Here is a 24,920-nt window from a genome sequence, read left to right on the forward strand (position 1 = left end):
CGCATCCGCGAGTGGTACAACGCGCGGCGCCTCGGTGTTCCCGCCCCATTGACCATGGAAATCCAGTCGGTGGTACGCATCGGCTCCTACACACTGCCCAACAGACTGATCCTGGCCCCGATGGCCGGCGTCACCGATCGTCCGTTCCGCCAGCTGTGCCGCCGCCTTGGCGCCGGCATGGTGGTATCGGAGATGGTCACCAGCGACGTCCGCCTGTGGAACAGCCGCAAGTCGCGCCTGCGCCTGCAGCACGACAACGAAGATCAGCCGCGTTCGGTGCAGATCGCCGGCGGCGACCCGCAGATGCTCGCGGAAGCTGCCCAGCGCAATGTGGAGCTCGGCGCGCAGATCATCGACATCAACATGGGCTGTCCGGCAAAGAAGGTGTGTAACAAGGCCGCGGGTTCCGCGCTGATGAAGGATGAACGGCTGGTGGCCGATATCCTCGAGGCGGTGGTCGCGGCGGTAGAGGTTCCCGTCACCCTGAAGATTCGCACCGGTTGGGACCGGTCGAACAAGAACGGTGTGACGGTGGCGCGGATCGCCGAGCAGTCGGGCATCCAGGCGCTGGCGGTACACGGCAGGACCCGTGCCGACCTCTACACCGGCGAAGCGGAGTACGAAACCATCGCGGCGATCAAGCAGGCGGTTTCGATTCCGGTCTTCGCCAACGGTGATATCGACTCACCGCGCAAGGCACGGCAGGTATTCGAACAGACGGGCGTGGATGCCCTGCTGATCGGCCGCGCCGCCCAGGGCAATCCCTGGATCTTCCGCGAGATCGATCATTACCTGAGCACCGGCGAGCTATTGCCGGCGCCGAGTCTGCACGAGGTGCAGAGCATCCTGCTCGAACACCTCGCTGCATTGCATGCGTTTTATGGGGAGGAAATGGGTGTGCGCATTGCCCGCAAGCATGTGGGCTGGTACCTCGCAACCCAACCGGGCGCGGCGGAGTTCCGCGCCCAGTTCAATCGTTTGCAGGACACGGATGCACAGAGCGCCAGCGTCAGGCAGTTCTTCGCCGAGCGCCACAATAACGGAGAAGGGGTGGCCGCATGACAACGATGACCGAGACATTAGTGAGTGGAATGACACCCGTGAGCGACAATGCCAACCTTAAACAGCACCTGACCACTCCGACGCAGGAGGGCCAGACCCTCCGCGACAGCGTGGAAAAGGCACTGCATAACTATTTCGCCCATCTCGAAGGGCAGCCGGTCACGGACGTGTACAACATGGTGCTTTGCGAAGTCGAAGCGCCGCTGCTGGAAACCGTCATGAACCACGTGAAGGGTAACCAGACCAAAGCCTCCGAACTGCTGGGGCTGAACCGCGGCACCCTGCGCAAGAAACTCAAGCAGTACGATCTTCTCTGACAGGTGGCAGGCGCGGGCCCGCGACCGCAAGGTCAGCCGGGCCCACGCCTGACACGCGAAAAGCCCGAAGCCTTTGTGGAAGCCGTTATGACCGACCAAACCACCCGCCTGCCCGTCCGCCGTGCGCTGATCAGCGTTTCCGACAAGACCGGCGTCGTCGATTTCGCCCGTGAGCTGGCAGCCCTCGGCGTGGAGATCCTCTCCACCGGCGGCACCTACAAGCTGCTCAAGGACCATGGCATCGCCGCCGTGGAAGTGGCCGACTACACCGGCTTCCCGGAGATGATGGACGGCCGCGTGAAGACCCTGCACCCGAAGATCCACGGCGGCATCCTCGGCCGTCGTGACCTCGATGGCGCGGTGATGGAGCAGCACGGCATCAAGCCGATCGACCTGGTGGCGGTCAACCTCTACCCGTTCGAAGCGACCGTGGCCAAGGCCGACTGTGACCTGCCGACCGCCATCGAGAACATCGACATCGGCGGCCCGACCATGGTTCGTTCCGCAGCGAAGAACCACAAGGACGTCGCCATCGTGGTCAATGCCGGTGACTACGCCGGCATCGTCGAAGCCCTGAAGGCCGGCGGCCTGACCTACGCCCAGCGCTTCGACCTGGCCCTGAAGGCCTTCGAGCACACCTCGGCCTACGACGGCATGATCGCCAACTACCTGGGCACCATCGACCAGGCGCGCGACACCCTGTCCACCGCCGACCGCGGCGCTTTCCCGCGCACCTTCAACAGCCAGTTCATCAAGGCGCAGGAAATGCGCTACGGCGAGAACCCGCACCAGAGCGCGGCGTTCTACGTCGAGGCGAAGAAGGGCGAGGCCAGCGTCTCCACCGCCATCCAGCTGCAGGGCAAGGAACTGTCGTTCAACAACGTGGCCGACACCGACGCCGCGCTGGAGTGCGTGAAGAGCTTCGTCAAGCCGGCCTGCGTCATCGTCAAGCACGCCAACCCGTGCGGCGTGGCCGTGGTTCCGGAGAACGAGGGCGGCATCCGCAAGGCCTATGACCTGGCCTACGCCACTGACACCGAGTCGGCCTTCGGCGGCATCATCGCCTTCAACCGCGAGCTGGACGGCGACACCGCCCAGGCCATCGTCGAGCGTCAGTTCGTCGAAGTGATCATCGCCCCTAAAATCTCCGCAGCCGCCCGCGCAGTGGTCGCCGCCAAGGCCAACGTGCGCCTGCTGGAATGCGGCGAATGGCCGGCCGAGCGTGCGCCGGGCTGGGACTTCAAGCGCGTCAACGGTGGCCTGCTGGTACAGAGCCGCGACATCGGCATGATCACCGCCGATGACCTGAAGATCGTCACCCAGCGCGCGCCGAGCGAGCAGGAAATCCACGACCTGATCTTCGCCTGGAAAGTCGCCAAGTTCGTCAAGTCCAACGCCATCGTCTACGCCAAGGCGCGTCAGACCGTGGGCGTCGGCGCCGGCCAGATGAGCCGCGTGAACTCCGCCCGCATCGCCGCCATCAAGGCCGAGCACGCTGGCCTGGAAGTGAAGGGTGCAGTCATGGCTTCCGACGCCTTCTTCCCGTTCCGCGACGGCATCGACAACGCAGCCAAGGCCGGCATCACCGCGGTGATCCAGCCGGGTGGTTCGATGCGTGACAACGAAGTGATCGCCGCTGCCGACGAAGCCGGCATTGCCATGGTCTTCACCGGCATGCGCCACTTCCGCCACTAAGCGGTTAGGACGCACTCGGACCCGCATCTGCGGCGTTGCCCGGCCCTTCCCCCCTGCTCATTGCCAGAAGGCAACTCCGCTGGGTGAAGGACCGGGCGCCTTGCATCTGCAGGCCCGATTGCGCCCCTTGAGATTGGTTCGTGAAGAGCGGACCGGTCATAAAGAATTCGTAGGTTGGGTCGGGCGGCGCTCCGCGAGCGAAGCGATACCCAACGATCCGGCACTGCCGGAACTGTTCAGGAGAACTCCAATGAACGTACTCATCATCGGTAGCGGCGGTCGCGAGCACGCGCTGGCCTGGAAGGTCGCGCAGGATTCGCGCGTGCAGAAGGTCTTCGTCGCGCCGGGCAACGCCGGTACCGCCACCGAAGCCAAGTGCGAGAACGTCGCCATCGACGTACTGGCCCTGGAGGAGCTGGCCGATTTCGCCGCGAAGAACGTGCAACTGACCATCGTCGGCCCCGAGGCGCCGCTGGTCAAAGGCGTGGTCGACCTGTTCCGCGCCCGTGGCCTGGATATCTTCGGCCCCACCGCCGGCGCTGCGCAGCTGGAAGGTTCCAAGGCCTTCACCAAGGACTTCCTCGCACGCCACCAGATCCCCACCGCCGACTACCAGAACTTCACCGAAGTCGAGCCGGCGCTGGCCTACCTGAAAGAGAAAGGCGCGCCCATCGTGATCAAGGCCGACGGCCTCGCCGCGGGCAAGGGCGTGATCGTCGCCATGACCCTGGCCGAAGCCGAGGAAGCCGTGCGCGACATGCTCGCCGGCAACGCCTTCGGTGACGCCGGTTCGCGCGTGGTGATCGAAGAGTTCCTCGACGGCGAGGAAGCCAGCTTCATCGTCATGGTCGATGGCCAGAACGTGCTGCCCATGGCCACCAGCCAGGACCACAAGCGCGTCGGCGATGGCGACAGCGGCCCGAACACCGGCGGCATGGGCGCGTACTCCCCCGCTCCGGTGGTCACCGCCGACGTGCACCAGCGCGTGATGGACGAAGTGATCTACCCGACCGTGCGCGGCATGGCCGAGGAAGGCAACGTCTACACCGGCTTCCTGTATGCCGGCCTGATGATCGACAAGAGCGGCGCGCCGAAGGTCATCGAGTTCAACTGCCGCTTCGGCGACCCGGAAACCCAGCCGATCATGGTCCGCCTGGAGTCTTCCCTGGTCCTGCTGGTCGAAGCCGCACTGGCCAAGGCGCTGGACAAGGTCGAAGCCACCTGGGACCCGCGTCCCACCGTGGGCGTGGTGATCGCCGCGGGCGGCTACCCGGGCGACTACGCCAAGGGTGACGTCATCGAAGGCCTGGACGAAGCCGCCAAGCTCGACGGCAAGGTGTTCCACGCCGGCACCGCGCTCAAGGACGGCCAGATCGTCAGCGCCGGCGGCCGCGTGCTGTGCGCCACGGCCATCGGCCCGACCGTTTCCTCCGCGCAGCAACAGGCTTACCGCCTGGCCGAGAAGATTCGCTGGAACGGCAGTTTCTACCGCACCGACATCGGTTATCGCGCCATCGCCCGCGAGCGCGGCGAAGGCTGATCCGACGGCCGGAGGCGTCCCTCGTCGGACGCCTCCGCTGCACCGGTCCCCGCGTGCACGGGTGGATTACGGCCTTCAGCACACTTGGCTATAATCCGCCCACTCACTACCGAAGGGACTTCGCCGTGCGTCGGCTCTGGACTGCCACAGGACTCCTCGTCAGCTTGCTGCTGGCCGCTCTGGTCTGTCTTCCGACCTACGCGGCAAGCCAGGATCCCGGCTGGTCCCAGCTTCACGACAGTGACGCCCGCCTGCAACTGCAGGACGTGATCTCCCCGCGCTACCGCACCCTTTTCAGCCCCCTCGACATCAACGACCTGCACGCCCCCGCCGGCCCCGGCGCGACCTGGCTGCACTTCCGTCTTCCCGCCAGCGACGAGCCCCAGCAACTGCGCCTGTTCGCGCCGAGCCTGGACAGCTTCGAGATGTTCATTCTCGACGGGCAGAAGGTGCTCGAGCAGAAGAGCGCCGGCAACCTCTCCCCAGTGCAGCGCCCGCTGCTCAACAGTGACCTGGTGATCCCCCTGCGCGCCGCCGCCGAGCCGCTGGACCTCTACCTGCGCCTCGCCTCGACGATGCCACTGCGGCCGAACATCAGCATCGAGGCCGCCGGCCAGCCGAGCAACGACCAGCGCCCGCTGCACTTCGGCGTGCTGATCGGCTGCCTGGCCATGCTGCTGGCCTACAACCTCGTGCGCTTCGCCTACACCCGCGTTGCCAGCGGACTGTGGCTGGCCGGCGTACACGCCAGCCTGCTGCTGGCCTGCCTCAACCTGTTCGGCCTGCTCAGCCCCTGGTACGGCAACAGCCAGTCGCTGCAACCGATGGCCGCCCTGGCCTGCCTGGTGGTGACGCTGTTCTGCGCGCTGGGCTATACCGCCAGCTTCTTCTCAGACCTCAGCCCGCGCCTGCCGCTCAGACGTCTGCTGCTGGGCGGCACCGCCGCACTCGTGGTGCTCGGCATCGCGCTCAACCTGTTGTTCTCCCTGTCCGTCAGCAGCCTGGTGTACGGGCTGATCACCCTGGTGACCCTGGGCATGCTCGGCGTCGCGGTCTACTACTGGATCCACGCCTACCGGCCGGCGCGCCTGTTCGCTATCGGCATGGGCCTCTTCGTCGTGATCTGGTGCCTGTGCCTGCCGTCGCTGCTGGGCTACGCGGCGACCCGTACCGAATGGCTCGGTAGCGGCCTGCTGGGGCTTTCGGCGGTGGTCGGCTTCCTGCTCAGCCTGGCCCTGGCCGAACGCCAGCGGAAGATCCAGAACGACCATTTCGCCGCCAGCCGCGTGCGTGCCGCCAACGTCGCCGAACTCAAGGCCAAGGGCGACTTTCTGGCGAAGATCAGCCACGAGATCCGCACCCCCATGAACGGCGTGCTGGGCATGACCGAGCTGCTGCTCGGCACCCCGCTCTCGGCCAAGCAGCGCGACTACGTACAGACCATCCACAGTGCGGGCAACGAGTTGCTCTCGCTGATCAACGAGATCCTCGACATCTCCAAGCTGGAATCCGGTCAGATCGAACTGGACGAGGTGCAGTTCGACCTCGGCGCGCTGATCGAGGACTGCCTGGCGATCTTCCGTGCCAAGGCCGAACAACAGAAGGTCGAGCTGATCAGCTTCACCCAGCCGCAAGTGCCACGCATCATCAGTGGCGACCCGACGCGCCTGCGCCAGGCCGTGCTGAGCCTGCTGGACAATGCCTTCAAGCAGACCGACGAGGGCGAGATCCTTCTCGTCGTCGCCCTCGACGGCCCGGCCGAGCGCCCGCGCCTGCGCATCGCCGTGCAGGACAGCGGCAGGCCCCTGGACAGCGCCGACCGCCAGGCGCTGCTCACCGCCGAATTGCACAGCCGCGACTTCCTCTCCGCCACCCGCATGAGCAGCCGCCTCGGCCTGATCATCGCCCGCCAGCTGATCCGCCTGATGTCGGGCGACTTTGGAATAGAGAGCGGCATCGAGAGCGGCAACAGCGCCGAAGGCGCGGGCAACCTGCTATGGCTCAGCCTGCCGCTGGACCCGCAGCAGATCGACCAGGCCGGCGCCGACCTCGACAGCCCGCTGCAGGGCGCACGCCTGCTGGTGGTGGACGACAACCAGACCTGTCGCAAGGTGGTGGTGCAGCAGTGCAGCGCCTGGGGCATGAACGTCAGCGCGGTATCCTCGGGCAAGGAAGCGCTGGCCCAGTTGCGCACCAAGGCGCACCTGCGCGAGTACTTCGACGTGGTCCTGCTGGACCAGGACATGCCCGGCATGACCGGCATGCAGCTGGCCACCAAGATCCAGGAAGACCCGAACCTCAATCACGACATCCTGCTGATCATGCTCACCGGCATCAGCAACGCGCCGAGCAAGATCATCGCCCGCAACGCCGGGATCAAGCGCATCCTGGCAAAGCCGGTGGCCGGCTACACGCTCAAGGCGACGCTCGCCGAGGAGCTGTCGCAGCGAGGCCCGAGCGGCGTGAGCAACTACCTCTCGCCGGCCAGCGAGCCTGTGTCCAACGTGCCGCCGAGCGACTTCCGCATCCTCGTCGCCGAGGACAACAGCATCTCTACCAAGGTCATCCGCGGCATGCTCAGCAAGCTCAACCTGCAGCCGGACACCGCCAACAACGGCGAGGAAGCCCTGGCCGCGATGCAGTCCACCCAGTACGACCTGGTGCTGATGGACTGCGAGATGCCGGTACTCGACGGCTTCTCCGCCACCGAGCGCCTGCGCGCCTGGGAAGCCAGCGAACACCGCCCGCACACCCCGGTGGTGGCGCTCACCGCGCACATCCTCAGCGAGCACAAGGAGCGCGCGCGACTGGTGGGCATGGACGGCCACATGGCCAAGCCGGTGGAGCTGTCGCAACTGCGCGAACTGGTGGCCTACTGGGTCGGCGAACGTGACCGTCGCCTGCGCCAGCAGCAGAGCGACGCACTGCCGTCCTGATCTCGCCGGCCTACGGCGGCCGGTTTCAATTGCCCCGCCGCAATGCCGCGCATCGTCCCACCCGCTATGCTTTGCCCAGCCGCGCCCTCTCAATCCGGACGAGTCGTTCCCATGCAAGTGATGTTCAGCGTGTACCTGAAGATGCTGGTGCTCTATAGCCCCTTCTTCGTGCTCTCCTGCTTCATCAGCCTGAACCGCGGCTTCGCCCCGCGCGACCGCAAGCGCATGGCCTGGCGCGTGGCCCTGGCGGCGCTGATCGCCAGCGTGCTGCTGTACCTGTTCGGCCGCTACATCTTCACGCTCTTCGGCATCACCGCCGACGCCTTCCGCATCGGCGCCGGTTCCGTGCTGTTCATCTCCGCCCTGGGCATGGCGCAAGGGCGCTCGGCGGTGCAGGCGGACAATGTGCAGCAGGATGTGACCATCGTCCCGCTGACCATCCCCATCACCGTCGGCCCCGGCACCATCGGTGCGCTGCTGGTGATGGGCGTGAACCAGGACTGGGAGCACAAACTGCTGGCCCTGGCGGCAATCTTCCTGGCCTGCCTGACCGTGGGCGTCACGCTCTACCTCTCCGACAAGATCGAAAAGGTCCTGGGCGAGCAGGGCCTGATGATCGTCAGCCGCCTGATGGGGCTGTTCGTCTGCGCCCTCGCCGCGCAGATCATCATGACCGGCGTGCGCGGCTACTTCATCCCGCAATGACGCGCCCCTTTGGGGAGCGCCGCGCACCATTTGGCGCTTGGCGCACCAAAGCTGCGCACTGAAAAACCTCACCAATACGACAGAAAATCGCGCTCGCCCCATCTGCGCCGAGGCTTTTGCCTGTTTGGCACGGATGCTGCGATGGCAGCTTCGATCCCACTCAAGGATCGCCCCATTTCCGGGGAAGCTGCCGCCGGCGGCAACTCCCCGCCCCTGGATAGCCAAGGAGGCTGCCGCGATGAAACGTCGTCCGCTGTTGCAAAGTACGCTGGCCATGAGCGCCCTGCTGCTCACCGGTCTGTTCCCGTTCAGCACCCAGGCTGCCGAGACCATCAAGGTCGGCATCCTGCACTCGCTGTCCGGCACCATGGCGATCTCCGAGACCTCGCTCAAGGACATGGCGCTGATGACCATCGACGAGATCAACGCCAAGGGCGGGGTGAACGGCAAGCAGCTCGAAGCGGTGGTGGTCGACCCGGCCTCCAACTGGCCGCTGTTCGCCGAAAAGGCGCGCCAGCTGCTGACCCAGGACAAGGTCGCGGTGGTCTTCGGCTGCTGGACCAGCGTGTCGCGCAAGTCCGTGCTGCCGGTGTTCGAGGAACTCAACGGCCTGCTGTTCTACCCGGTGCAGTACGAGGGTGAGGAAATGTCGCCCAACGTCTTCTACACCGGTGCCGCGCCGAACCAGCAGGCCATCCCGGCGGTGGAGTACCTGATGAGCGAGGACGGCGGCAGCGCCAAGCGCTTCTTCCTGCTGGGCACCGACTACGTCTATCCGCGCACCACCAACAAGATCCTGCGCGCCTTCCTGCACAGCAAGGGCGTAGCCGACAAGGACATCCAGGAGGTCTACACGCCGTTCGGCCACAGCGATTACCAGACCATCGTCGCCGACATCAAGAAGTTCTCCGCCGGCGGCAAAACCGCGGTGATCTCCACCGTCAACGGCGACTCCAACGTGCCCTTCTACAAGGAACTGGCCAACCAGGGTCTGGAAGCCACCGAAGTACCGGTGGTGGCCTTCTCCGTGGGCGAGGAAGAACTGCGCGGCATCGACACCAAGCCGCTGGTGGGCAACCTCGCCGCGTGGAACTACTTCGAGTCGGTGAAGAACCCGGAAAACACCAAGTTCGTCGCCGACTGGAAGGCCTACGCCAAGGCCAAGAACCTGCCCAACTACAGCACCGCCGTGACCAACGACCCGATGGAGGCCACCTATGTCGGCATCCACATGTGGGCGCAAGCCGTGCAGAAGGCCGGCAGCACCGACGTGGACAAGGTCCGCGAAGCCATGGGCGGCCAGACCTTCAAGGCGCCGTCGGGCTTCACCCTGACCATGGACAAGACCAACCACCACCTGCACAAGCCGGTGATGATCGGCGAGATCGAGGACAACGGGCAGTTCAACGTGGTCTGGAAAACCCCCGAGCCGATCCGCGCACAGCCGTGGAGCCCGTTCATTCCGGGCAACGACAAGAAGCCGGATTACGCGGTGCGTAGTAACTGATCCTCCGGGGAGCGAGAGCCCCTCACCCTAACCCTAGCTGCGCGCCCCGCTCCGGAGGGAGAGGGGACCGGACGGCGCGGATTGTCAGCCCGCACTCCGGCTCCGCTCTTCCCCCTCTCCCCCCGGGAGAGGGCCGGGGTGAGGGAATCCCAGACTCCTGTGTGCCGGGATATGAAGATGCCCACTGCCCTTCTCCACCTGCTCCGCCTCTGCGCCCTGGCGCTGGCCGCGCTGCTACCGCAGCTCGCCTTCGCCGGTCCCGCGCAGGATTTTGCCAGCGCCGACAACGACGCCCGCGCCAAACTGCTCGAGCAATGGGCCGCCGCGCCCGACGCCGATCGCCTGCCCCTGTTGGAAGCCATCCAGTCCGGTCGACTGGCCCTCGACACGCAGAGCCGCGCCTTCCTCCTGGGCGACGACCAGCAGTACCACGCCGCCGAGGGTGGCGCGGGACCGGTGGGCGAGCCCGACAAACTGCGCTTGAACAACCGTCTGCGTGGCCTGGTGAACACCGCGATGGCCAGCCACCAACTGGTGGCCGACAACGCCGAGGTGCGCCTGGAAGCCGCACGGCAGTTGCAGAAAAGCGCCCGTCCCGCGCAACGCACGCTCCTCGAATACCGCCTCAACGAAGAGTCCGACGACGGCGTCAAGGCCGCGCTGCAACTGGCCCTGGCCAACCTGCAGCTGGCCGACCCAGCGCCAGCGGTACGCCTGTCCGCCGTACGCCTGCTCGGCGAATCCGGCGATCCGCAGGCGCGCACCCGCCTGGAAAACCTCCTCGACCCCGCGGTCGAACCCGACGAGTCGGTGCGCACCGCCGCCGCCACCAGCCTCGGCCAGGTCAAGCGCCGGTTGCTGATGGGCGATCTGTTCGGCCAAGCCTTCAGCGGCCTGTCGCTGGGCTCGATCCTGCTGCTCGCCGCCCTGGGCCTGGCGATTACCTATGGCCTGCTCGGGGTGATCAACATGGCCCACGGTGAAATGCTGATGCTCGGCGCCTACTCCACTTACGTGGTGCAGTTGCTCTGCCAGCGCTTCGCTCCCGGCCTGCTGGAGCTGTATCCGCTGCTGGCCCTGCCGGTGGCCTTCCTGGTCACCGCCTGCATCGGCATGGCCCTGGAGCGCACGGTGATCCGCCATCTCTACGGCCGCCCGCTGGAAACCCTGCTCGCCACCTGGGGTATCAGCCTGGTGCTGATCCAACTGGTGCGCGTGCTGTTCGGCGCGCAGAACGTCGAGGTGGCCAACCCAGCGTGGCTATCCGGCGGCATTCAGGTGCTGCCCAACCTCGTGCTGCCGTGGAACCGTATCGTCATCATCGGCTTCGCGCTGTTCGTGCTGGCGCTCACCTGGCTGCTGCTCAACCGCACACGGCTGGGCCTGAACGTTCGCGCCGTCACCCAGAACCGCAACATGGCCGCCTGCTGCGGCGTGCCCACCGGCCGCGTGGACATGCTCGCCTTCGGCCTGGGCTCGGGCATCGCCGGCTTGGGCGGCGTGGCGCTGTCGCAGGTCGGCAACGTCGGCCCGGACCTGGGCCAGAGCTACATCATCGACTCCTTCCTGGTGGTGGTACTCGGCGGTGTCGGCCAGCTCGCCGGCAGCGTGTTCGCCGCCTTCGGCCTGGGCGTGGCGAACAAGATCCTCGAACCGCAGATCGGCGCGGTGCTGGGCAAGATCCTGATCCTTGCGCTGATCATCCTGTTCATCCAGAAACGTCCGCAAGGGCTCTTCGCTCTGAAAGGGAGGGTCATCGATTGAACCAGCCACTCACCGTGACGGCCGCGCAAAAGGCCGGCCCGAAACTCACTGCCAGCCTGGTCGGCACCGTCCTCATCGCACTGCTGATCCTGCCGCTGCTGCACCTGCTGCCGGAAAGCAGCGCACTGTACCTGTCCGCCTATGGGCTGACGCTGACCGGCAAGATCCTCTGCTACGCCATCGTCGCGCTGGCGCTGGACCTGGTCTGGGGCTACGCCGGCCTGCTGTCGCTGGGCCACGGGCTGTTCTTCGCCCTGGGCGGCTACGCCATGGGCATGTACCTGATGCGCGAGGCGGCCGGCGACCAGTTGCCGGCATTCATGACCTTCCTCTCCTGGACAGAGCTGCCCTGGTACTGGGCCGGCACCCAGCACTTCCTCTGGGCACTGTGCCTGGTGGTGCTGGCGCCCGGCCTGCTGGCCCTGGTGTTCGGCTTCTTCGCCTTCCGCTCGCGGATCAAGGGCGTGTACTTCTCGATCATGACCCAGGCGCTGACCTTCGCCGGCATGCTGCTGTTCTTCCGCAACGAGACCGGCTTTGGCGGCAACAACGGCTTCACCAATTTCCGCAGCATCCTCGGCTTTTCCATCACCGCGCCGGGTACGCGGGTGGCGCTGTTCATCGCCATCGTCGTGCTGCTGGCGGCGAGCCTCGCCGTGGGATTCGCCCTGGCGCGCAGCAAGTTCGGCCGGGTACTCACCGCCCTGCGCGACGCGGAGAACCGCCTGATGTTCTGCGGCTATGACCCGCGCGGCTACAAGCTGTTCGTCTGGACCCTCTCCGCGGTGATCTGCGGCCTGGCCGGCGCACTGTTCGTGCCGCTGGTGGGCATCATCAACCCCAGCGAAATGTCGCCGACCAACTCCATCGAAGCCGCCGTGTGGGTCGCCCTCGGCGGCCGCGGCACACTGATCGGCCCGCTGCTGGGCGCCGGCGTGGTCAACGGCGCGAAGAGCTGGTTCACCGTGGCCTTCCCCGAGTATTGGCTGTTCTTCCTCGGCGCGCTGTTCATCGTCGTCACCCTGTACCTGCCGCGCGGCATCCTCGGCCTGATCAAGCGGGAGAAAGAGCAATGAGAGCGGTCCCCCACCTGATGCTGGAGCCAGCCTACGATCCCAACCGCGACCCCGGCGCCAGCCGCGATGCCATCGGCCTCGGTTCGAGCGCCAGCGGCCAGCTGGACGTGCGCCACGGCACCATCCTGACCCTGGAAGACATCAACGTCAGCTTCGATGGCTTCCGCGCCCTGCGCGATCTCACGCTGTACATCGGTGTCGGCGAACTGCGTTGCATCATCGGCCCCAACGGCGCGGGCAAGACCACGCTGATGGACGTGATCACCGGCAAGACCCGCCCGGACAACGGCAAGGCGTACTTCGGCGAAACCCTCGACCTCACCCGCAGGAGCGAGGTGGAAATCGCCCAGGCCGGTATCGGCCGCAAGTTCCAGAAGCCCACGGTGTTCGAGGCGCTCTCGGTGTTCGAGAACCTGGAGCTCGCGCAGAAGACCGACAAGTCGGTGTGGGCCAGCCTCAAGGCGAAGCTGTCCGGCGAGCAGAAGGACCGCATCGAGGAAGTGCTCACCACCATCCGCCTGCGCGAATCGCGCAACCGCCCCGCCGGGCTGCTCTCCCACGGGCAGAAGCAGTTCCTGGAGATCGGCATGCTGCTGGTGCAGGAGCCGCAATTGCTGCTGCTCGACGAGCCGGTAGCGGGCATGACCGACGCCGAGACCGAGTTCACCGCCGAGCTGTTCAAGTCCCTCGCCGGCCAGCATTCGCTGATGGTGGTGGAGCACGACATGGGCTTCGTCGGCAGCATCGCCGACCACGTCAGCGTGCTGCACCAGGGGCATGTGCTGGCCGAGGGTTCGCTGGAGGAAGTGCAGGCGAACGAGCAGGTGATCGAGGTTTATCTGGGGCGTTAGAACGACGGCGGATGAAGCGTCCCGCTTCATTCGCCCTACGCCTAAGCCATCCGTAGGGCGCATAACGCGCAGCGTTATGCGCCGCAGCCCAATGCAAAGGAAACACCCATGCTGCAAGTCGACAAACTGCACCAGTACTACGGCGGCAGCCACATCCTGCGTGGCCTGTCGTTCGACGCGAAGATCGGTGAAGTCACCTGCCTGCTCGGGCGCAACGGCGTAGGCAAGACCACCCTGCTGCGCTGCCTAATGGGCCTGGTGCCCGCCAAGGAAGGCAAGGTCAGTTGGGAAGGCAAGCCGATCACCGGTTTCAAGCCGCACCAGCGCGTGCATGCCGGCATCGCCTACGTGCCGCAAGGCCGGGAAATCTTCCCGCGCCTGACGGTGGAGGAAAACCTGCTGATGGGCCTGTCGCGCTTCAGCGCCAGCGAAGCCAAATCGGTGCCCGAGCCCATCTACGAGCTGTTCCCGGTGCTGCGGGAAATGAAGCAGCGCCGTGGCGGCGACCTCTCCGGCGGCCAGCAGCAACAGTTGGCCATCGGCCGCGCGCTGGCCAGCCAGCCGCGCCTGTTGATCCTCGACGAACCCACCGAAGGCATCCAACCCTCGGTGATCAAGGAGATTGGCGCAGTGATCAAGAAGCTCGCCCAACGCGGCGACATGGCCATCCTGCTGGTGGAGCAGTTCTACGACTTCGCCGCCGAACTGGCCGACCAGTACCTGGTGATGTCGCGCGGCGAGATCGTCCAGCAGGGGCGCGGAGTGGACATGGAACGCGACGGAGTGCGCGGGTTGGTGACCATCTGAGGCGACCGGTCACTGGCGAATGGCGTCGGCCAATGGCAAGCTGCCGAGCCCCGTACTGGTTTTTCCGGAGTTTGTCATGCCCCTCGTCCTGCGCCCCGCCGTCAACGACGACGCCGGTTTCGCCGCAGTCTGCGTGGCCGCCGCCTACGCCCAGTGGATACCCACGCTCGGCCGCAAGCCGGGGCCGATGCTGGATGACTACCACGCCATCATCGCCGAAGACCGCGTTCTGATTGCCGAGCAGGACGGCGCCCCCGTCGGCCTGCTGGTGATGCGCGAGACCGACGAAGGCTTCCTGCTCGACAACATCGCCGTGCTGCCCGAGTGTGCCGGCCAGGGCATCGGCCGCACCCTGCTGATCCATGCCGAGGTCACCGCCGCGCAATTGGGCTACGCGTCGTTGTACCTCTATACCAACGAGCGGATGACCGAGAACATCGAACTTTACGCGAAGAACGGCTATCAGGAATACGCGCGCAAGGTCGAGAACGGTTTTCGCCGCGTGTACATGCGCAAGCAGCTCTCCGTGTAGGAACGAGCTTGCTCGGTAACCATCGCGCCCCCCGGGACGCCCGAAGTTCGCCCGAGCCTTGTTGGCGGGCAGCCTCGCCACTGGCGCACCAGCATGGTGCGCAATTGCCGCCAACGCACCGCAACCGCGCCGGAACCTGACCAAGTGGACAGTCTGCAGCACCACCGTCGATCCCGCGCCATACCCGAGCGGCACAAGGGGAGGCCGCGGCCACGCACTATCCTGGCGCAGCCGGCACGCTGATTGCTCTGTCTTGAGCATCCTTCTTTCAGCAACAGCCCATGAACGCACCGGTCACCCTTTTCCACCCCGCCTGGCACGCCGAGCTCGAGCTGGCTTATGCCCGCATCGGTGACTGCACGCGCCCGGTCAGGCGGCGGCATCTTGGCCCTTTGCGGGTGCAGAAGCACCTGTATGCCGAAGGCCCGGAGGTGTGCCAGCACATCATCGTGCACCCGCCCGGCGGCATCGCCGGTGGCGACACCCTGAACCTCGACATTCGCGCCGGCAACGACAGCTGGGCGCAACTCACCAGCCCCGGCGCGGCCAAGTGGTACCGCGCCAACTGCGTGGCAAAACAACAACTGAGTATCCGCGTAGCCCCCGGTGCCACGCTGGAATGGCTGCCACAGGAAACCATCGCCTACGCCGGCGCCCAGGCCGAGCTGACGACCCGTATCGATCTCGAAGCCAACGCCCGGCTGTTCTACTGGGATGTCGTCGCCCTCGGCCGCCCCGCCAGTGGCGAGCGCTTCGACAGCGGTCACTTCGCTGCCGCACTGGACATCCACCGCGACGGCCAGCGCCTGTGGCACGAGCGCCAGCGCGTGACGGGCAACGACCGCCTGCTCGACTCGCCAATCGGCCTCGCCGGCCACCCGGTGATGGCGACGCTGATCGCCAGTGGGCAGATCGATGCGGCGCTGCTCGAAGCCTGCCGCGCCGTGCCCTGCCAGGGGCGCGGCAACCTCACCCAACTGCCCGGCCTGGTGGTCGCCCGCTGCCTCGCCCATGAGGCACTGCACGCCCGCGCCTGGCTCATCGAACTCTGGCGTCGGCTGCGGCCGGCTCTGCTCGGCCGCGAGGCCGTTCCTCCCCGAATCTGGAGCACCTGAAATGGATTTGACCCCTCGCGAGAAGGACAAGCTGCTGATCTTCACCGCCGGCCTGGTCGCCGAGCGTCGCCTCGCCCGCGGGGTGAAACTCAACTACCCGGAAGCCGTGGCGCTGATCTCCGCCGCGCTGCTCGAAGGCGCGCGGGATGGCCAGACGGTCGCCGACCTGATGCACTACGGCACCACGCTGCTCAGCCGTGAACAGGTGATGGAAGGCGTGCCGGAAATGATCCCGGAGATCCAGGTGGAAGCCACCTTCCCGGACGGCACCAAGCTGGTCACCGTGCATCAGCCCATCGCCTGATCGCGCGCCCTCGAACGAGGGTGCGGCGACAATGGCGGATGAAGCGTTCCGCTTCATTCGCCCTACGTATAGAGGAACCACCATGCTCATCCGCGACGCCAGCCAAGCCGACCTCGGCAGTCTGCGCGACATCTACAACGACGCCGTGCTCAACACCACCGCCATCTGGAACGAGGTCGCCATCGACCTGGAGAGCCGTCGCGCCTGGCTGGAACTGCGTGCGCAGCAAGGCTTCCCGGTGCTGGTGGCCGAAGATGGCGGCGAGGTGGTGGGCTATGCCAGCTACGGCCCATGGCGAGCCTTCGACGGCTTCCGCGAGACGGTCGAGCACTCGGTTTACGTGCGCGCCGACCAGCGCGGCAAGGGCCTCGGCCCGATCCTGATGCGGGCGCTGATCGAGCGCGCCCGCGCCCAGGGCCTGCACGTGATGGTCGCCGCCATTGAAAGCGGCAACACGGCGTCGATCCGCCTGCACCAGCGGCTGGGCTTCGTCACCAGCGGGCAGATGCCGCAGGTGGGACAGAAGTTCGGCCGCTGGCTGGACCTGACTTTCATGCAATTGATCCTCGACCCAAGGAGCGCCCCATGATCCCTGGCGAATACGATATCCAGAGCGGCGAGATCGAACTCAACGCCGGCCGCCGCACGCTCGCCCTCACGGTGGCCAATAGCGGCGACCGGCCGATCCAGGTCGGCTCGCACTACCACTTCTTCGAGACCAACGACGCGCTGCAATTCGATCGCGACGCGGCACGCGGCATGCGCCTGAACATTCCCGCCGGCACCGCCGTGCGCTTCGAGCCGGGGCAGAGCCGCGAGGTGGAACTGGTGGAACTGGCGGGCGAGAGAAAGGTTTACGGCTTTGCCGGGCGGGTGATGGGCGCGCTCTGACAGCCCCTCACCCCGGCCCTCTCCCAGGGGAGAGGGCGAAAAGCAGCGCGCCGATCAGCCTCCTCTCCCTCCGGGAGAAGGTTGGGATGAGGGCCAAGTCAACGCAGGGACTGACCAAGGAGCCCCGATGAAAATCAGCAGGCAAGCCTACGCCGACATGTTCGGCCCTACCGTCGGCGACCGCGTGCGCCTGGCCGACACGGACCTGTGGGTCGAAGTGGAAAAGGACTTCACCGTCTACGGCGAGGAAGTGAAGTTCGGCGGTGGCAAGGTCATCCGCGACGGCATGGGCCAGGGCCAGCGCTGCGCTGCCGAGGTCGTCGACACAGTGATCACCAACGCGCTGATCATCGACCACTGGGGCATCGTCAAGGCCGACGTCGGCCTCAAGCACGGCCGCATCGCCGCCATCGGCAAGGCCGGCAACCCGGACATCCAGCCCGGGGTGACCATCGCCCTGGGCGCCAGCACCGAAGTGATCGCCGGCGAGGGCATGATCCTCACCGCCGGCGGCATCGACACGCACATCCACTTCATCTGCCCGCAGCAGATCGAAGAGGCACTGATGAGCGGCGTCACCACCATGATCGGTGGCGGCACCGGGCCGGCTACCGGCACCAACGCCACCACCTGCACCTCCGGCCCGTGGCACATGGCGCGCATGCTCCAGGCCGCCGACGCCTTCCCGATGAACATCGGCTTCACCGGCAAGGGCAACGCCAGCCTGCCGCTGCCGCTGGAGGAGCAGGTGCGCGCCGGCGCCATCGGCCTGAAGCTGCACGAGGACTGGGGCACCACCCCGGCGGCCATCGACAACTGCCTGTCGGTGGCCGACCGTCTCGACGTGCAGGTGGCGATCCACACCGACACCCTCAACGAATCCGGCTTCGTCGAAACCACCCTGGCGGCCTTCAAGGGCCGCACCATCCACACCTACCACACCGAGGGCGCCGGTGGCGGCCACGCGCCGGACATCATCAAGGCCTGCGGCTTCGCCAACGTGCTGCCCAGCTCGACCAACCCGACGCGCCCCTTCACCCGCAATACCATCGACGAGCACCTGGACATGCTCATGGTCTGCCATCACCTGGACCCGAGCATCGCCGAGGACGTGGCCTTCGCCGAGTCGCGCATCCGCCGCGAGACCATCGCCGCCGAGGACATCCTCCACGACCTCGGCGCCTTCAGCATGATCAGCTCCGACAGCCAGGCCATGGGCCGCGTCGGCGAAGTGATCACCCGTACCTGGCAGACCGCCGACAAGATGAAGAAACAGCGCGGCGCCCTGGACGGCGACGGTGCGCGCAACGACAACTTCCGCGCCAAGCGCTACATCGCCAAGTACACCATCAACCCGGCGATCACCCACGGCGTGGCCCATGAAGTGGGCAGCATCGAAGTGGGCAAGCTGGCCGACCTGGTGCTCTGGCGCCCGGCTTTCTTCGGCGTGAAGCCGAGCCTGATCCTCAAGGGCGGCGCCATCGCCGCAAGCCTGATGGGCGACGCCAACGCCTCGATCCCGACGCCGCAGCCGGTGCACTACCGGCCGATGTTCGCCAGCTACGCCGGCAGCCGCCACGCCACCAGCCTGACCTTCATCAGCCAGGCGGCGTTCGACCTTGGCGTGCACCACGAGCTGGGCCTGCGCAAAGCCATCGGTGTGGTGAACGGCTGCCGCAGCGTGCAGAAGACCGACCTGATCCACAACGCGTACCTGCCGAACATCGAGGTCGATGCGCAGAACTATCAGGTGCGCGCGGACGGGCAGTTGCTGTGGTGCGAGCCGGCGGACGTGCTGCCGATGGCACAGCGCTATTTTCTGTTCTGAGCCGCTTCACCGGACCGGCGCGCAACGCCCGGTCCGGTTCTCCTCATTGCGATAAATCAAGCTTTTTCCGATCCCGCCGCCCGCCCATGGCCGATTGAGATTCGTCTTATTCGGCCAGCTGAACCGCAGCTGAACAATGAGCCCACTGATCCAGCGCGCCCTACGCAGCTGGACGGGCAGGGCTCTGAAGTCCGGAGTGCTGCCCTCCCCTTGCCTGACGCGATCAGGCGCCATCTCCCGGTGCAGGAAGGATCCGCTCTTGGAAGCCCAAGCTTCCGCTCTTCAGCCAGTGAACGGCTCCTTGCGCCGGAATACGCATTCGCTCACCGAGTGAGCGGGCGCAAGGAGGAATGCAATGCGCTTCAAGAAAACTCTGCTGGCCATCCACGTCGCCCTGGCCGCCGGCATGCTTGCCCATAGCGGAGGCGCCGCCGCCGGCTCCTGCTCGGTGGACGGCTCGACGCTGAACTGCACGACCAGCATCTACTGGGCCCCTGGCGATACGTCGACCTACGAAAAGATCGTGATCGATACCACTGGCGAGAATCAGTCCTTCACGCCCACCGGTTTCGGCATCTACGGCAACAGCTCGAAGTACACCCTCAAGGATGTGTCGATCACCACGGCCTCCAGCAAGTCGGACGCCATTCAGGCCAACAACGGTGGGAGCAAGATCTCCATCGACAAGCTGCACATTGTCACCAAGGGCAGCTCGGCGGACGGCATCAACGTGACCGAGAACGCGCTCAACTCCGAAGTGCGTGTCGGCGACGGCGCCATCATCACCGCCGAAGGATCGGGTATGGGTGTGCGCGCCAACACCTCGAAGAACGGAGGCAAAAACCTCATCGAACTGGGCGCCGGCGCGCAGATCACCACCAACGGAAGTGGCGCGAATTCGATCGACGGAACGGGTTACGCTGTCTATGCAGGCAATCGCTCACTGTCCGCCAATACCTACTGGGGCGACGCCGAAGTAATTCTCGGCGACGGCAGCACCATCGTCAGCAAGGGCAGCTCTGCCCATGCCGTCTATGCCAACCGCGGCGGCGTTATCCGCCTCGGCGATACCAGTATTACCACCGAGAAAACCAACGCATACGGCATCTACGCGCAAACGGCGGCAGACAAGAACGGCGACCGTGGCGGCCAGGTCTACCTGGGCGGCGACACCAGCGTCACCGTCACCGATGGCAACCGTGCGCTCTACGCCTCCGGCGCCGACTCGCTGATTCGCGCCGAGGCAGCCTCGGTGTACCGCCTGGACAGCAGCGCGGCCAGTGACGTGCAGAACCGCAAGGGCGTTGCCCTGTATGCCGACAAGACCGGCGTCATCGACCTGAAAATGGCCGCCGGCTCCTACCTCAACGGCACCACCAGCACCGCCACCGACGGCGTGATCGACCTCGCCATGGACGGGGCTACCAGCCAGTGGTTCATGACCGGCAACTCCAACCTCACCAACCTGACGCTCACCAACGGCGCGCAACTGGTCTATGACCGCCACGACGAACACGGCGCATACACCTACAAGACCCTGACCGTGGATGGCGATTTCAGCGGTGGCGGCCATCTGGTCATGAACACCTACCTGGGCGACGACACCTCGGAAACCGACAAACTGGCCATCACCGGCAGTACCTCGGGCGAGACCCGCGTCACGGTCAACAACACCACCGGGCTGGGCGACGAAACCGAACAGGGGATCGAGATGATCACCGTCGGCGGCACCTCCGCGGGCGAGTTCAAGTCCGACCGCGTCACCGCTGGGGGCTATGAGTACGTGCTGCGCCGCGGCGGCAGCTTCGTCGGCTCCACCGGTGCGGACAGCGACTGGTTCCTGACCTCGTACAAGCCGAACGATCCCGATCCGGAGGATCCGCCACCCGTTGACCCGCCGCCGGTTGATCCTCCACCGGTTGATCCGCCGCCAGTTGATCCGCCGCCAGTCGACCCGCCGGGCCCGGTCGACCCGACCCCGGAAGACCCCGATCCGGTCGATCCCGCGCCGGAGCAACCAGGGCCCGTGGACCCAGCGCCGAAGCCCAGCGACAAGGATCGCGTGCGCCAGCCCGAAGGCGGCAGCTACACCGCCAACATCGCGGCGGCCAACACCATGTTCCTGCACCGTCTGCATGACCGCACCGGCAACCTGACCTACGTCGATCCGGATACCGGCAAGGAAGTCACTTCCATGCTCTGGATGCGCAACGTCGATGGCTCGACCCGCTGGGAAGACAGCACCGGCCAGCTCAAGACCGAAGCCAACCGCTACGTGCTGCAGATCGGCAGCGACCTGTACCGCAAGCAGACCGACAACGGCGACTGGGTACTGGGTGTGATGGCCGGCTACGCCAACGGCAACTCGACGACCAAGTCCCGCGTCACCGGCTACCGCTCGCGCGGCGAGATCGACGGCTACAGCCTGGGCGTCTATGGCACCTGGTACGAGAACAAGGACGATGAGAACGGTGCGTACGTCGACAGCTGGATTCTCTACAACGAATTCGATGCCGACGTGAAAGGCGACCAGTTGGCCAAGGAGAGCTACGACCTCAAGGGCATCACTGCTTCCATCGAGGCCGGCAAGACCTTCGAAGTGGCGAAGACCGAGAGCGCCAGCTACTACGTGCAGCCCCAGGCGCAGGTGGTGTACATGGGCGTGAAGGCTGACAGCCACCGCGAGGCCAACGGCACCAAGGTCACCGGCAAGGGCGACGGCAATGTCATGACCCGCCTGGGCGCCCGCGCCGCCGTGCGCAGCAACCAGGAAGGCGGCTTCGCCAACACCTATGGCGTGGAGCCGTACCTGGAGACCAACTGGATCCACAACTCCAAGGACTTCGGTGCGAAGATGGGCAGCAGCAAGTTCGAGATGGACGGCGCCAGCGACATCTTCGAAGTGAAGCTCGGCGCCACCAGCAAGGTGAACAGCCGGGTCAACGTCTGGGGTGAAGTGGGCAAGCAGTTCGGCGACAACGGTTACCGCGACCAGGCGGTGACGCTGGGGCTGAAGGTCAACTTCTGATCCCACGCTGAACGGGGGCCGTCGCACGAGAGTGTGGCGGCCTTTTTTTTGCACTTCGCCTCCTCCTGGAAACACCTGACATTTCGATCAGCTTTCATCCGTCGGCCCTGTCGTACAGCTGGGCTGCTATGCTCTGCTGCTCGAAGAATCAGGTGGACCAGCGATGACGGCGATGACTCCGCAGACAAACGACCGCACGGGTATTTCGCCCGCTCTGGCCGCGTTGCGCGCAGCCACCCATGCCCTGCATGCCGACCTCGACAGTCGCTCGCCGCTGACTGCCGCGCTGACCCGCGCCGACTACCTCGATCATGCCGCCCGCGTTCTCGGCTGGATGCGCCCGCTGGAGCAGGCACTCTGGCCGCTCTGGCCGGACGCCGACGATGCAGCCCTGCGCCGGGGCAAGAGCCGGTGGCTGGAAGACGACCTGCGGGCCGGCGCCCACGCCGAAGAGCCCATGGCCGACTGCCCCTGGGTACCCAAGCCGAGCTGCCTGGCCGAAGCCTTCGGCATCGCCTATGTCGCCGAAGGCGCGACCCTTGGCGGACGCGTACTCTACAAGCGCCTCAAGACCTCCCTCGATCCCCTGCCGCTGCGCTGGCTGCAAGGCTACGGCGAGCACACGGGCGAGCGCTGGGGCAGCTTCCAGCGCCTGCTGGCCGAACACGTCAGCACCGCCGAAGACATCGCCCTTGCGCAACAGGCGGCCGTACAGGCCTTCACGTCGTTCCGCGACTGGGTGATCGACGCCACACCCGACCGGGCGGGCCAGGCATGAGCGATCAGCACGTCACCCTCGCCAACTGCGAGGACGAACCCATCCATGTGCCCGGCGCGATCCAGCCCCACGGTGCGCTGATCGCACTCGACGAGCAGGGTCGAGTACTCGGCTTCAGCGACAACCTCGGCACCCTGCTGGGTATCGCCCCGCCGCTGGGCGAACCGCTGGCGGAAGCCTGCGTCGGGCCCGGCGTGCTGGCGATGCTCGCGGACGGGCTGGCCGAGCAGGGCCCCTGGGTCAACAGCGTGGAGGCACGGATCAACCGGCGCTTCTTCGACGTGATCGGCCACAGCCATGACGGCGTGCGCTACCTGGAGTTCGAACGGCGCGCTGCCGGGACCGCCTCCTTCACCACCTTCGCCCTCAACGCCCAGCGCCTGGTCAGCCAGCTGCAGCTACGCAATGACGTCGAGAGCCTGCTGATCAGCGTCACCGAGGAAGTGCGGCGGATGACCGGCTACGACCGCGTCATGGCCTACCGCTTCAACGAAGACGAGTCCGGCGAGGTGGTCGCCGAATCCCGTCGCGAAGACCTGGAAAGCTATCTCGGCCAGCGCTACCCGGCATCGGACATCCCCGCCCAGGCGCGCCGCCTGTACCTGCAGAATCCGGTGCGGCTGATCGGCGATGCCGCCTACCAGCCGGTGGCCGTGCACCCCACGCTGAACCCCGGCAGCGGCAAGCCGTTCGACCTGAGTTTCAGCACCCTGCGCAGCGTCTCGCCGATCCACTGCGAGTACTTGGCGAACATGGGCGTGCGCGCCTCGATGAGCATTTCCATCGTAGTCGGCGGGCGCCTGTGGGGGCTGTTCTCCTGCCACCACATGAGCCCGAAGGTGGTGCCCTACCCGATCCGCATGTCCTTCCAGGTGTTCTCCCAGGTCTGCAGCGCCATGGTCGAGCGCCTGGAACAGAGCCGCACCAGCGAACTCCTGCGCCAGGCTTCCGAGCGGCAGCAGGCACTGCTGCGCCGCACCCGCGACTCCGACGACCTGCTCAGCGCCCTGGCCCGCCCCGATGCCAACGTCGCCGACCTGCTGCCCTGCGATGGCGCGGTGGTGATGCTCGGCGGGCGCGCCAGCAGCATCGGCGGCGACTTCGAGGACCTGGCCGTTTCCATCGTCGCCCAGCTGCAACAGGACGACGAGCTGGACCTGTTCCACAGCGACCGCCGCCTGGATCTGCCCGAGGGCCTGCATGACCCGCGCTACTGCGGCGTCATGGCGATTCGTTTCCATCGCCAGGAGTCGGGCTGGATCGTCTGGCTGCGCCTGGAGCAGGTGCACCGCATCCGCTGGGGTGGCAAGCCGGAGAAGATCGTCAAGACCGGCCCCTCCGGCGCGCGCCTGACCCCGCGTGGCTCGTTCGAGGCCTGGGAGGAAGTGGTGCGTGGGCGCTCGATGCCCTGGACCGGTATCGATCTGAGCGTCGCCGACAAGCTGCGCACCGAACTGGTGGAGCTGTGCCTGAACCGCGCCGGGGAGATCGACCGCATGCGCCAGCGCCTGATCGCCGTGCTCGGCCATGACCTGCGCAACCCGCTGCAATCCATCTCCATGGCGGCCGCGATGCTTTCCTCCAGCGACGTGCGCAATGCCGAGCTGCGCCAGCACATCACCTACTCCAGCAGCCGCATGGAACGCCTGATCAGCCAGATTCTCGAGATGAGCCGTCTGCAAAGCGGTGCGGGAATGACGGTGAAGCCGGTAGCCGCCGAGCTCTCGCGGCTGGTACGCGATATCGTCCAGGAAACCGACGTGGCCTATCCGGGCCTGTCCATCGAGACCGCCATCGAGGAAGACGTGCAGGCGCAGGTCGACCCGGACCGTTATCTGCAGGTGGTCGCCAACCTGTTGAGCAATGCCCGCCACCACGGCCGCCCCGGCCGCCCGGTGCTGGTGGAGCTGCGCCGCCAGGGCGAGCTGGCGCGGCTGAGTATCCTCAACGAGGCCGAAGCACTGGACGAGGCGCGTCTGGGCAACCTCTTCGAGCCGTTCAAGCAGGATGCCGGCGGTCGTGGCCGCAACAAGAGCGGGCTGGGCATCGGCCTGTACATTTCCCAGGCCATCGTCAACGCCCATGGCGGCCGCATCGAAGTGGAACAGGCCGACGGCATCATCAGCTTCAGCGTACTGGTGCCGCTCATGCCAACCCCCTGATACCGGAATGCTCGCTCCTACA

The 24,920-nt window shown here is 66.2% G+C and carries 20 protein-coding genes; all 20 read left to right on the forward strand.

Annotation, left to right across the window (positions count from 1 at the left end):
* The first annotated feature begins 54 nt into the window (after nucleotides 1–54).
* The 20 genes from dusB (at nucleotide 55) to PNI01S_RS16080 (ending at nucleotide 24,898) form a co-directional block, all read left to right on the forward strand.
* Nucleotides 55–1,062 (forward strand): tRNA dihydrouridine synthase DusB, encoded by a 1,008-nt coding sequence (gene dusB, locus PNI01S_RS15985; RefSeq protein ID WP_037007535.1) that lies wholly within the window; start codon nucleotides 55–57, stop codon nucleotides 1,060–1,062.
* Complete coding sequence (gene fis / locus PNI01S_RS15990; RefSeq protein ID WP_024766365.1) at nucleotides 1,059–1,379, forward strand: DNA-binding transcriptional regulator Fis; 321 nt, start codon at nucleotides 1,059–1,061, stop codon at nucleotides 1,377–1,379. Before dusB ends, fis begins: the two co-directional genes overlap by 4 nt.
* A gap of 87 nt (nucleotides 1,380–1,466) precedes the next feature.
* A complete protein-coding gene (gene purH / locus PNI01S_RS15995) occupies nucleotides 1,467–3,074 on the forward strand; it encodes a bifunctional phosphoribosylaminoimidazolecarboxamide formyltransferase/IMP cyclohydrolase (protein WP_084358592.1) in 1,608 nt (535 codons plus the stop codon).
* Between the two features lie 250 nt (nucleotides 3,075–3,324).
* Complete coding sequence (gene purD / locus PNI01S_RS16000; protein WP_084358593.1) at nucleotides 3,325–4,614, forward strand: phosphoribosylamine--glycine ligase; 1,290 nt, start codon at nucleotides 3,325–3,327, stop codon at nucleotides 4,612–4,614.
* A 125-nt stretch (nucleotides 4,615–4,739) separates the two neighbouring features.
* Nucleotides 4,740–7,550 carry a hybrid sensor histidine kinase/response regulator gene (locus PNI01S_RS16005; protein ID WP_084358594.1) on the forward strand — a complete coding sequence of 937 codons (2,811 nt, stop codon included), beginning with the start codon at nucleotides 4,740–4,742 and terminating at the stop codon, nucleotides 7,548–7,550.
* Between the two features lie 111 nt (nucleotides 7,551–7,661).
* Entirely contained in the window at nucleotides 7,662–8,255 is a 594-nt protein-coding gene (tspR, locus tag PNI01S_RS16010; protein WP_024766361.1) for a MarC family protein, read from the forward strand.
* Nucleotides 8,256–8,493: 238 nt separating this feature from the next.
* The gene (gene urtA, locus PNI01S_RS16015; RefSeq protein WP_038803356.1) at nucleotides 8,494–9,762 is read left to right on the forward strand and encodes an urea ABC transporter substrate-binding protein; all 1,269 of its coding nucleotides are present in this window, start codon (nucleotides 8,494–8,496) and stop codon (nucleotides 9,760–9,762) included.
* 177 nt (nucleotides 9,763–9,939) lie between these two features.
* Nucleotides 9,940–11,526, forward strand: coding sequence for an urea ABC transporter permease subunit UrtB (urtB, locus tag PNI01S_RS16020; protein ID WP_084358675.1), 1,587 nt, complete (start codon nucleotides 9,940–9,942; stop codon nucleotides 11,524–11,526).
* Nucleotides 11,523–12,602, forward strand: coding sequence for an urea ABC transporter permease subunit UrtC (gene urtC / locus PNI01S_RS16025; RefSeq protein ID WP_024766359.1), 1,080 nt, complete (start codon nucleotides 11,523–11,525; stop codon nucleotides 12,600–12,602). The genes urtB and urtC overlap by 4 nt, the downstream gene beginning before the upstream one ends.
* Entirely contained in the window at nucleotides 12,599–13,453 is an 855-nt protein-coding gene (urtD, locus tag PNI01S_RS16030; protein ID WP_089285837.1) for an urea ABC transporter ATP-binding protein UrtD, read from the forward strand. Before urtC ends, urtD begins: the two co-directional genes overlap by 4 nt.
* A 108-nt stretch (nucleotides 13,454–13,561) precedes the next feature.
* Nucleotides 13,562–14,260 (forward strand): urea ABC transporter ATP-binding subunit UrtE, encoded by a 699-nt coding sequence (gene urtE / locus PNI01S_RS16035; protein ID WP_024766357.1) that lies wholly within the window; start codon nucleotides 13,562–13,564, stop codon nucleotides 14,258–14,260.
* A 76-nt stretch (nucleotides 14,261–14,336) separates the two neighbouring features.
* Nucleotides 14,337–14,792 (forward strand): GNAT family N-acetyltransferase, encoded by a 456-nt coding sequence (locus PNI01S_RS16040; RefSeq protein ID WP_024766356.1) that lies wholly within the window; start codon nucleotides 14,337–14,339, stop codon nucleotides 14,790–14,792.
* Nucleotides 14,793–15,073: 281 nt separating this feature from the next.
* On the forward strand, nucleotides 15,074–15,907 hold the full coding sequence (locus tag PNI01S_RS16045; protein ID WP_024766355.1) for an urease accessory protein UreD: 834 nt from the start codon (nucleotides 15,074–15,076) through the stop codon (nucleotides 15,905–15,907).
* A gap of 1 nt (nucleotide 15,908) precedes the next feature.
* Nucleotides 15,909–16,211 carry an urease subunit gamma gene (locus PNI01S_RS16050; protein ID WP_017518207.1) on the forward strand — a complete coding sequence of 101 codons (303 nt, stop codon included), beginning with the start codon at nucleotides 15,909–15,911 and terminating at the stop codon, nucleotides 16,209–16,211.
* An 82-nt stretch (nucleotides 16,212–16,293) separates the two neighbouring features.
* Complete coding sequence (locus tag PNI01S_RS16055) at nucleotides 16,294–16,800, forward strand: GNAT family N-acetyltransferase (RefSeq protein ID WP_084358596.1); 507 nt, start codon at nucleotides 16,294–16,296, stop codon at nucleotides 16,798–16,800.
* Nucleotides 16,797–17,102: an urease subunit beta gene (locus PNI01S_RS16060; RefSeq protein ID WP_024766353.1), complete on the forward strand. Its 306-nt coding sequence runs from the start codon at nucleotides 16,797–16,799 to the stop codon at nucleotides 17,100–17,102. Before PNI01S_RS16055 ends, PNI01S_RS16060 begins: the two co-directional genes overlap by 4 nt.
* A gap of 127 nt (nucleotides 17,103–17,229) precedes the next feature.
* On the forward strand, nucleotides 17,230–18,930 hold the full coding sequence (gene ureC, locus PNI01S_RS16065; protein ID WP_084358597.1) for an urease subunit alpha: 1,701 nt from the start codon (nucleotides 17,230–17,232) through the stop codon (nucleotides 18,928–18,930).
* 355 nt (nucleotides 18,931–19,285) lie between these two features.
* Nucleotides 19,286–21,958: an autotransporter outer membrane beta-barrel domain-containing protein gene (locus PNI01S_RS16070; protein ID WP_084358598.1), complete on the forward strand. Its 2,673-nt coding sequence runs from the start codon at nucleotides 19,286–19,288 to the stop codon at nucleotides 21,956–21,958.
* Nucleotides 21,959–22,130: 172 nt separating this feature from the next.
* Complete coding sequence (locus tag PNI01S_RS16075; RefSeq protein WP_038803382.1) at nucleotides 22,131–22,736, forward strand: biliverdin-producing heme oxygenase; 606 nt, start codon at nucleotides 22,131–22,133, stop codon at nucleotides 22,734–22,736.
* On the forward strand, nucleotides 22,733–24,898 hold the full coding sequence (locus PNI01S_RS16080) for a GAF domain-containing protein (protein ID WP_024766350.1): 2,166 nt from the start codon (nucleotides 22,733–22,735) through the stop codon (nucleotides 24,896–24,898). The genes PNI01S_RS16075 and PNI01S_RS16080 overlap by 4 nt, the downstream gene beginning before the upstream one ends.
* The last annotated feature ends 22 nt before the right edge of the window (nucleotides 24,899–24,920 follow it).

Origin of the sequence: Pseudomonas nitroreducens NBRC 12694 (genome assembly GCF_002091755.1) — a bacterium.
GTDB lineage: Bacteria > Pseudomonadota > Gammaproteobacteria > Pseudomonadales > Pseudomonadaceae > Pseudomonas > Pseudomonas nitroreducens.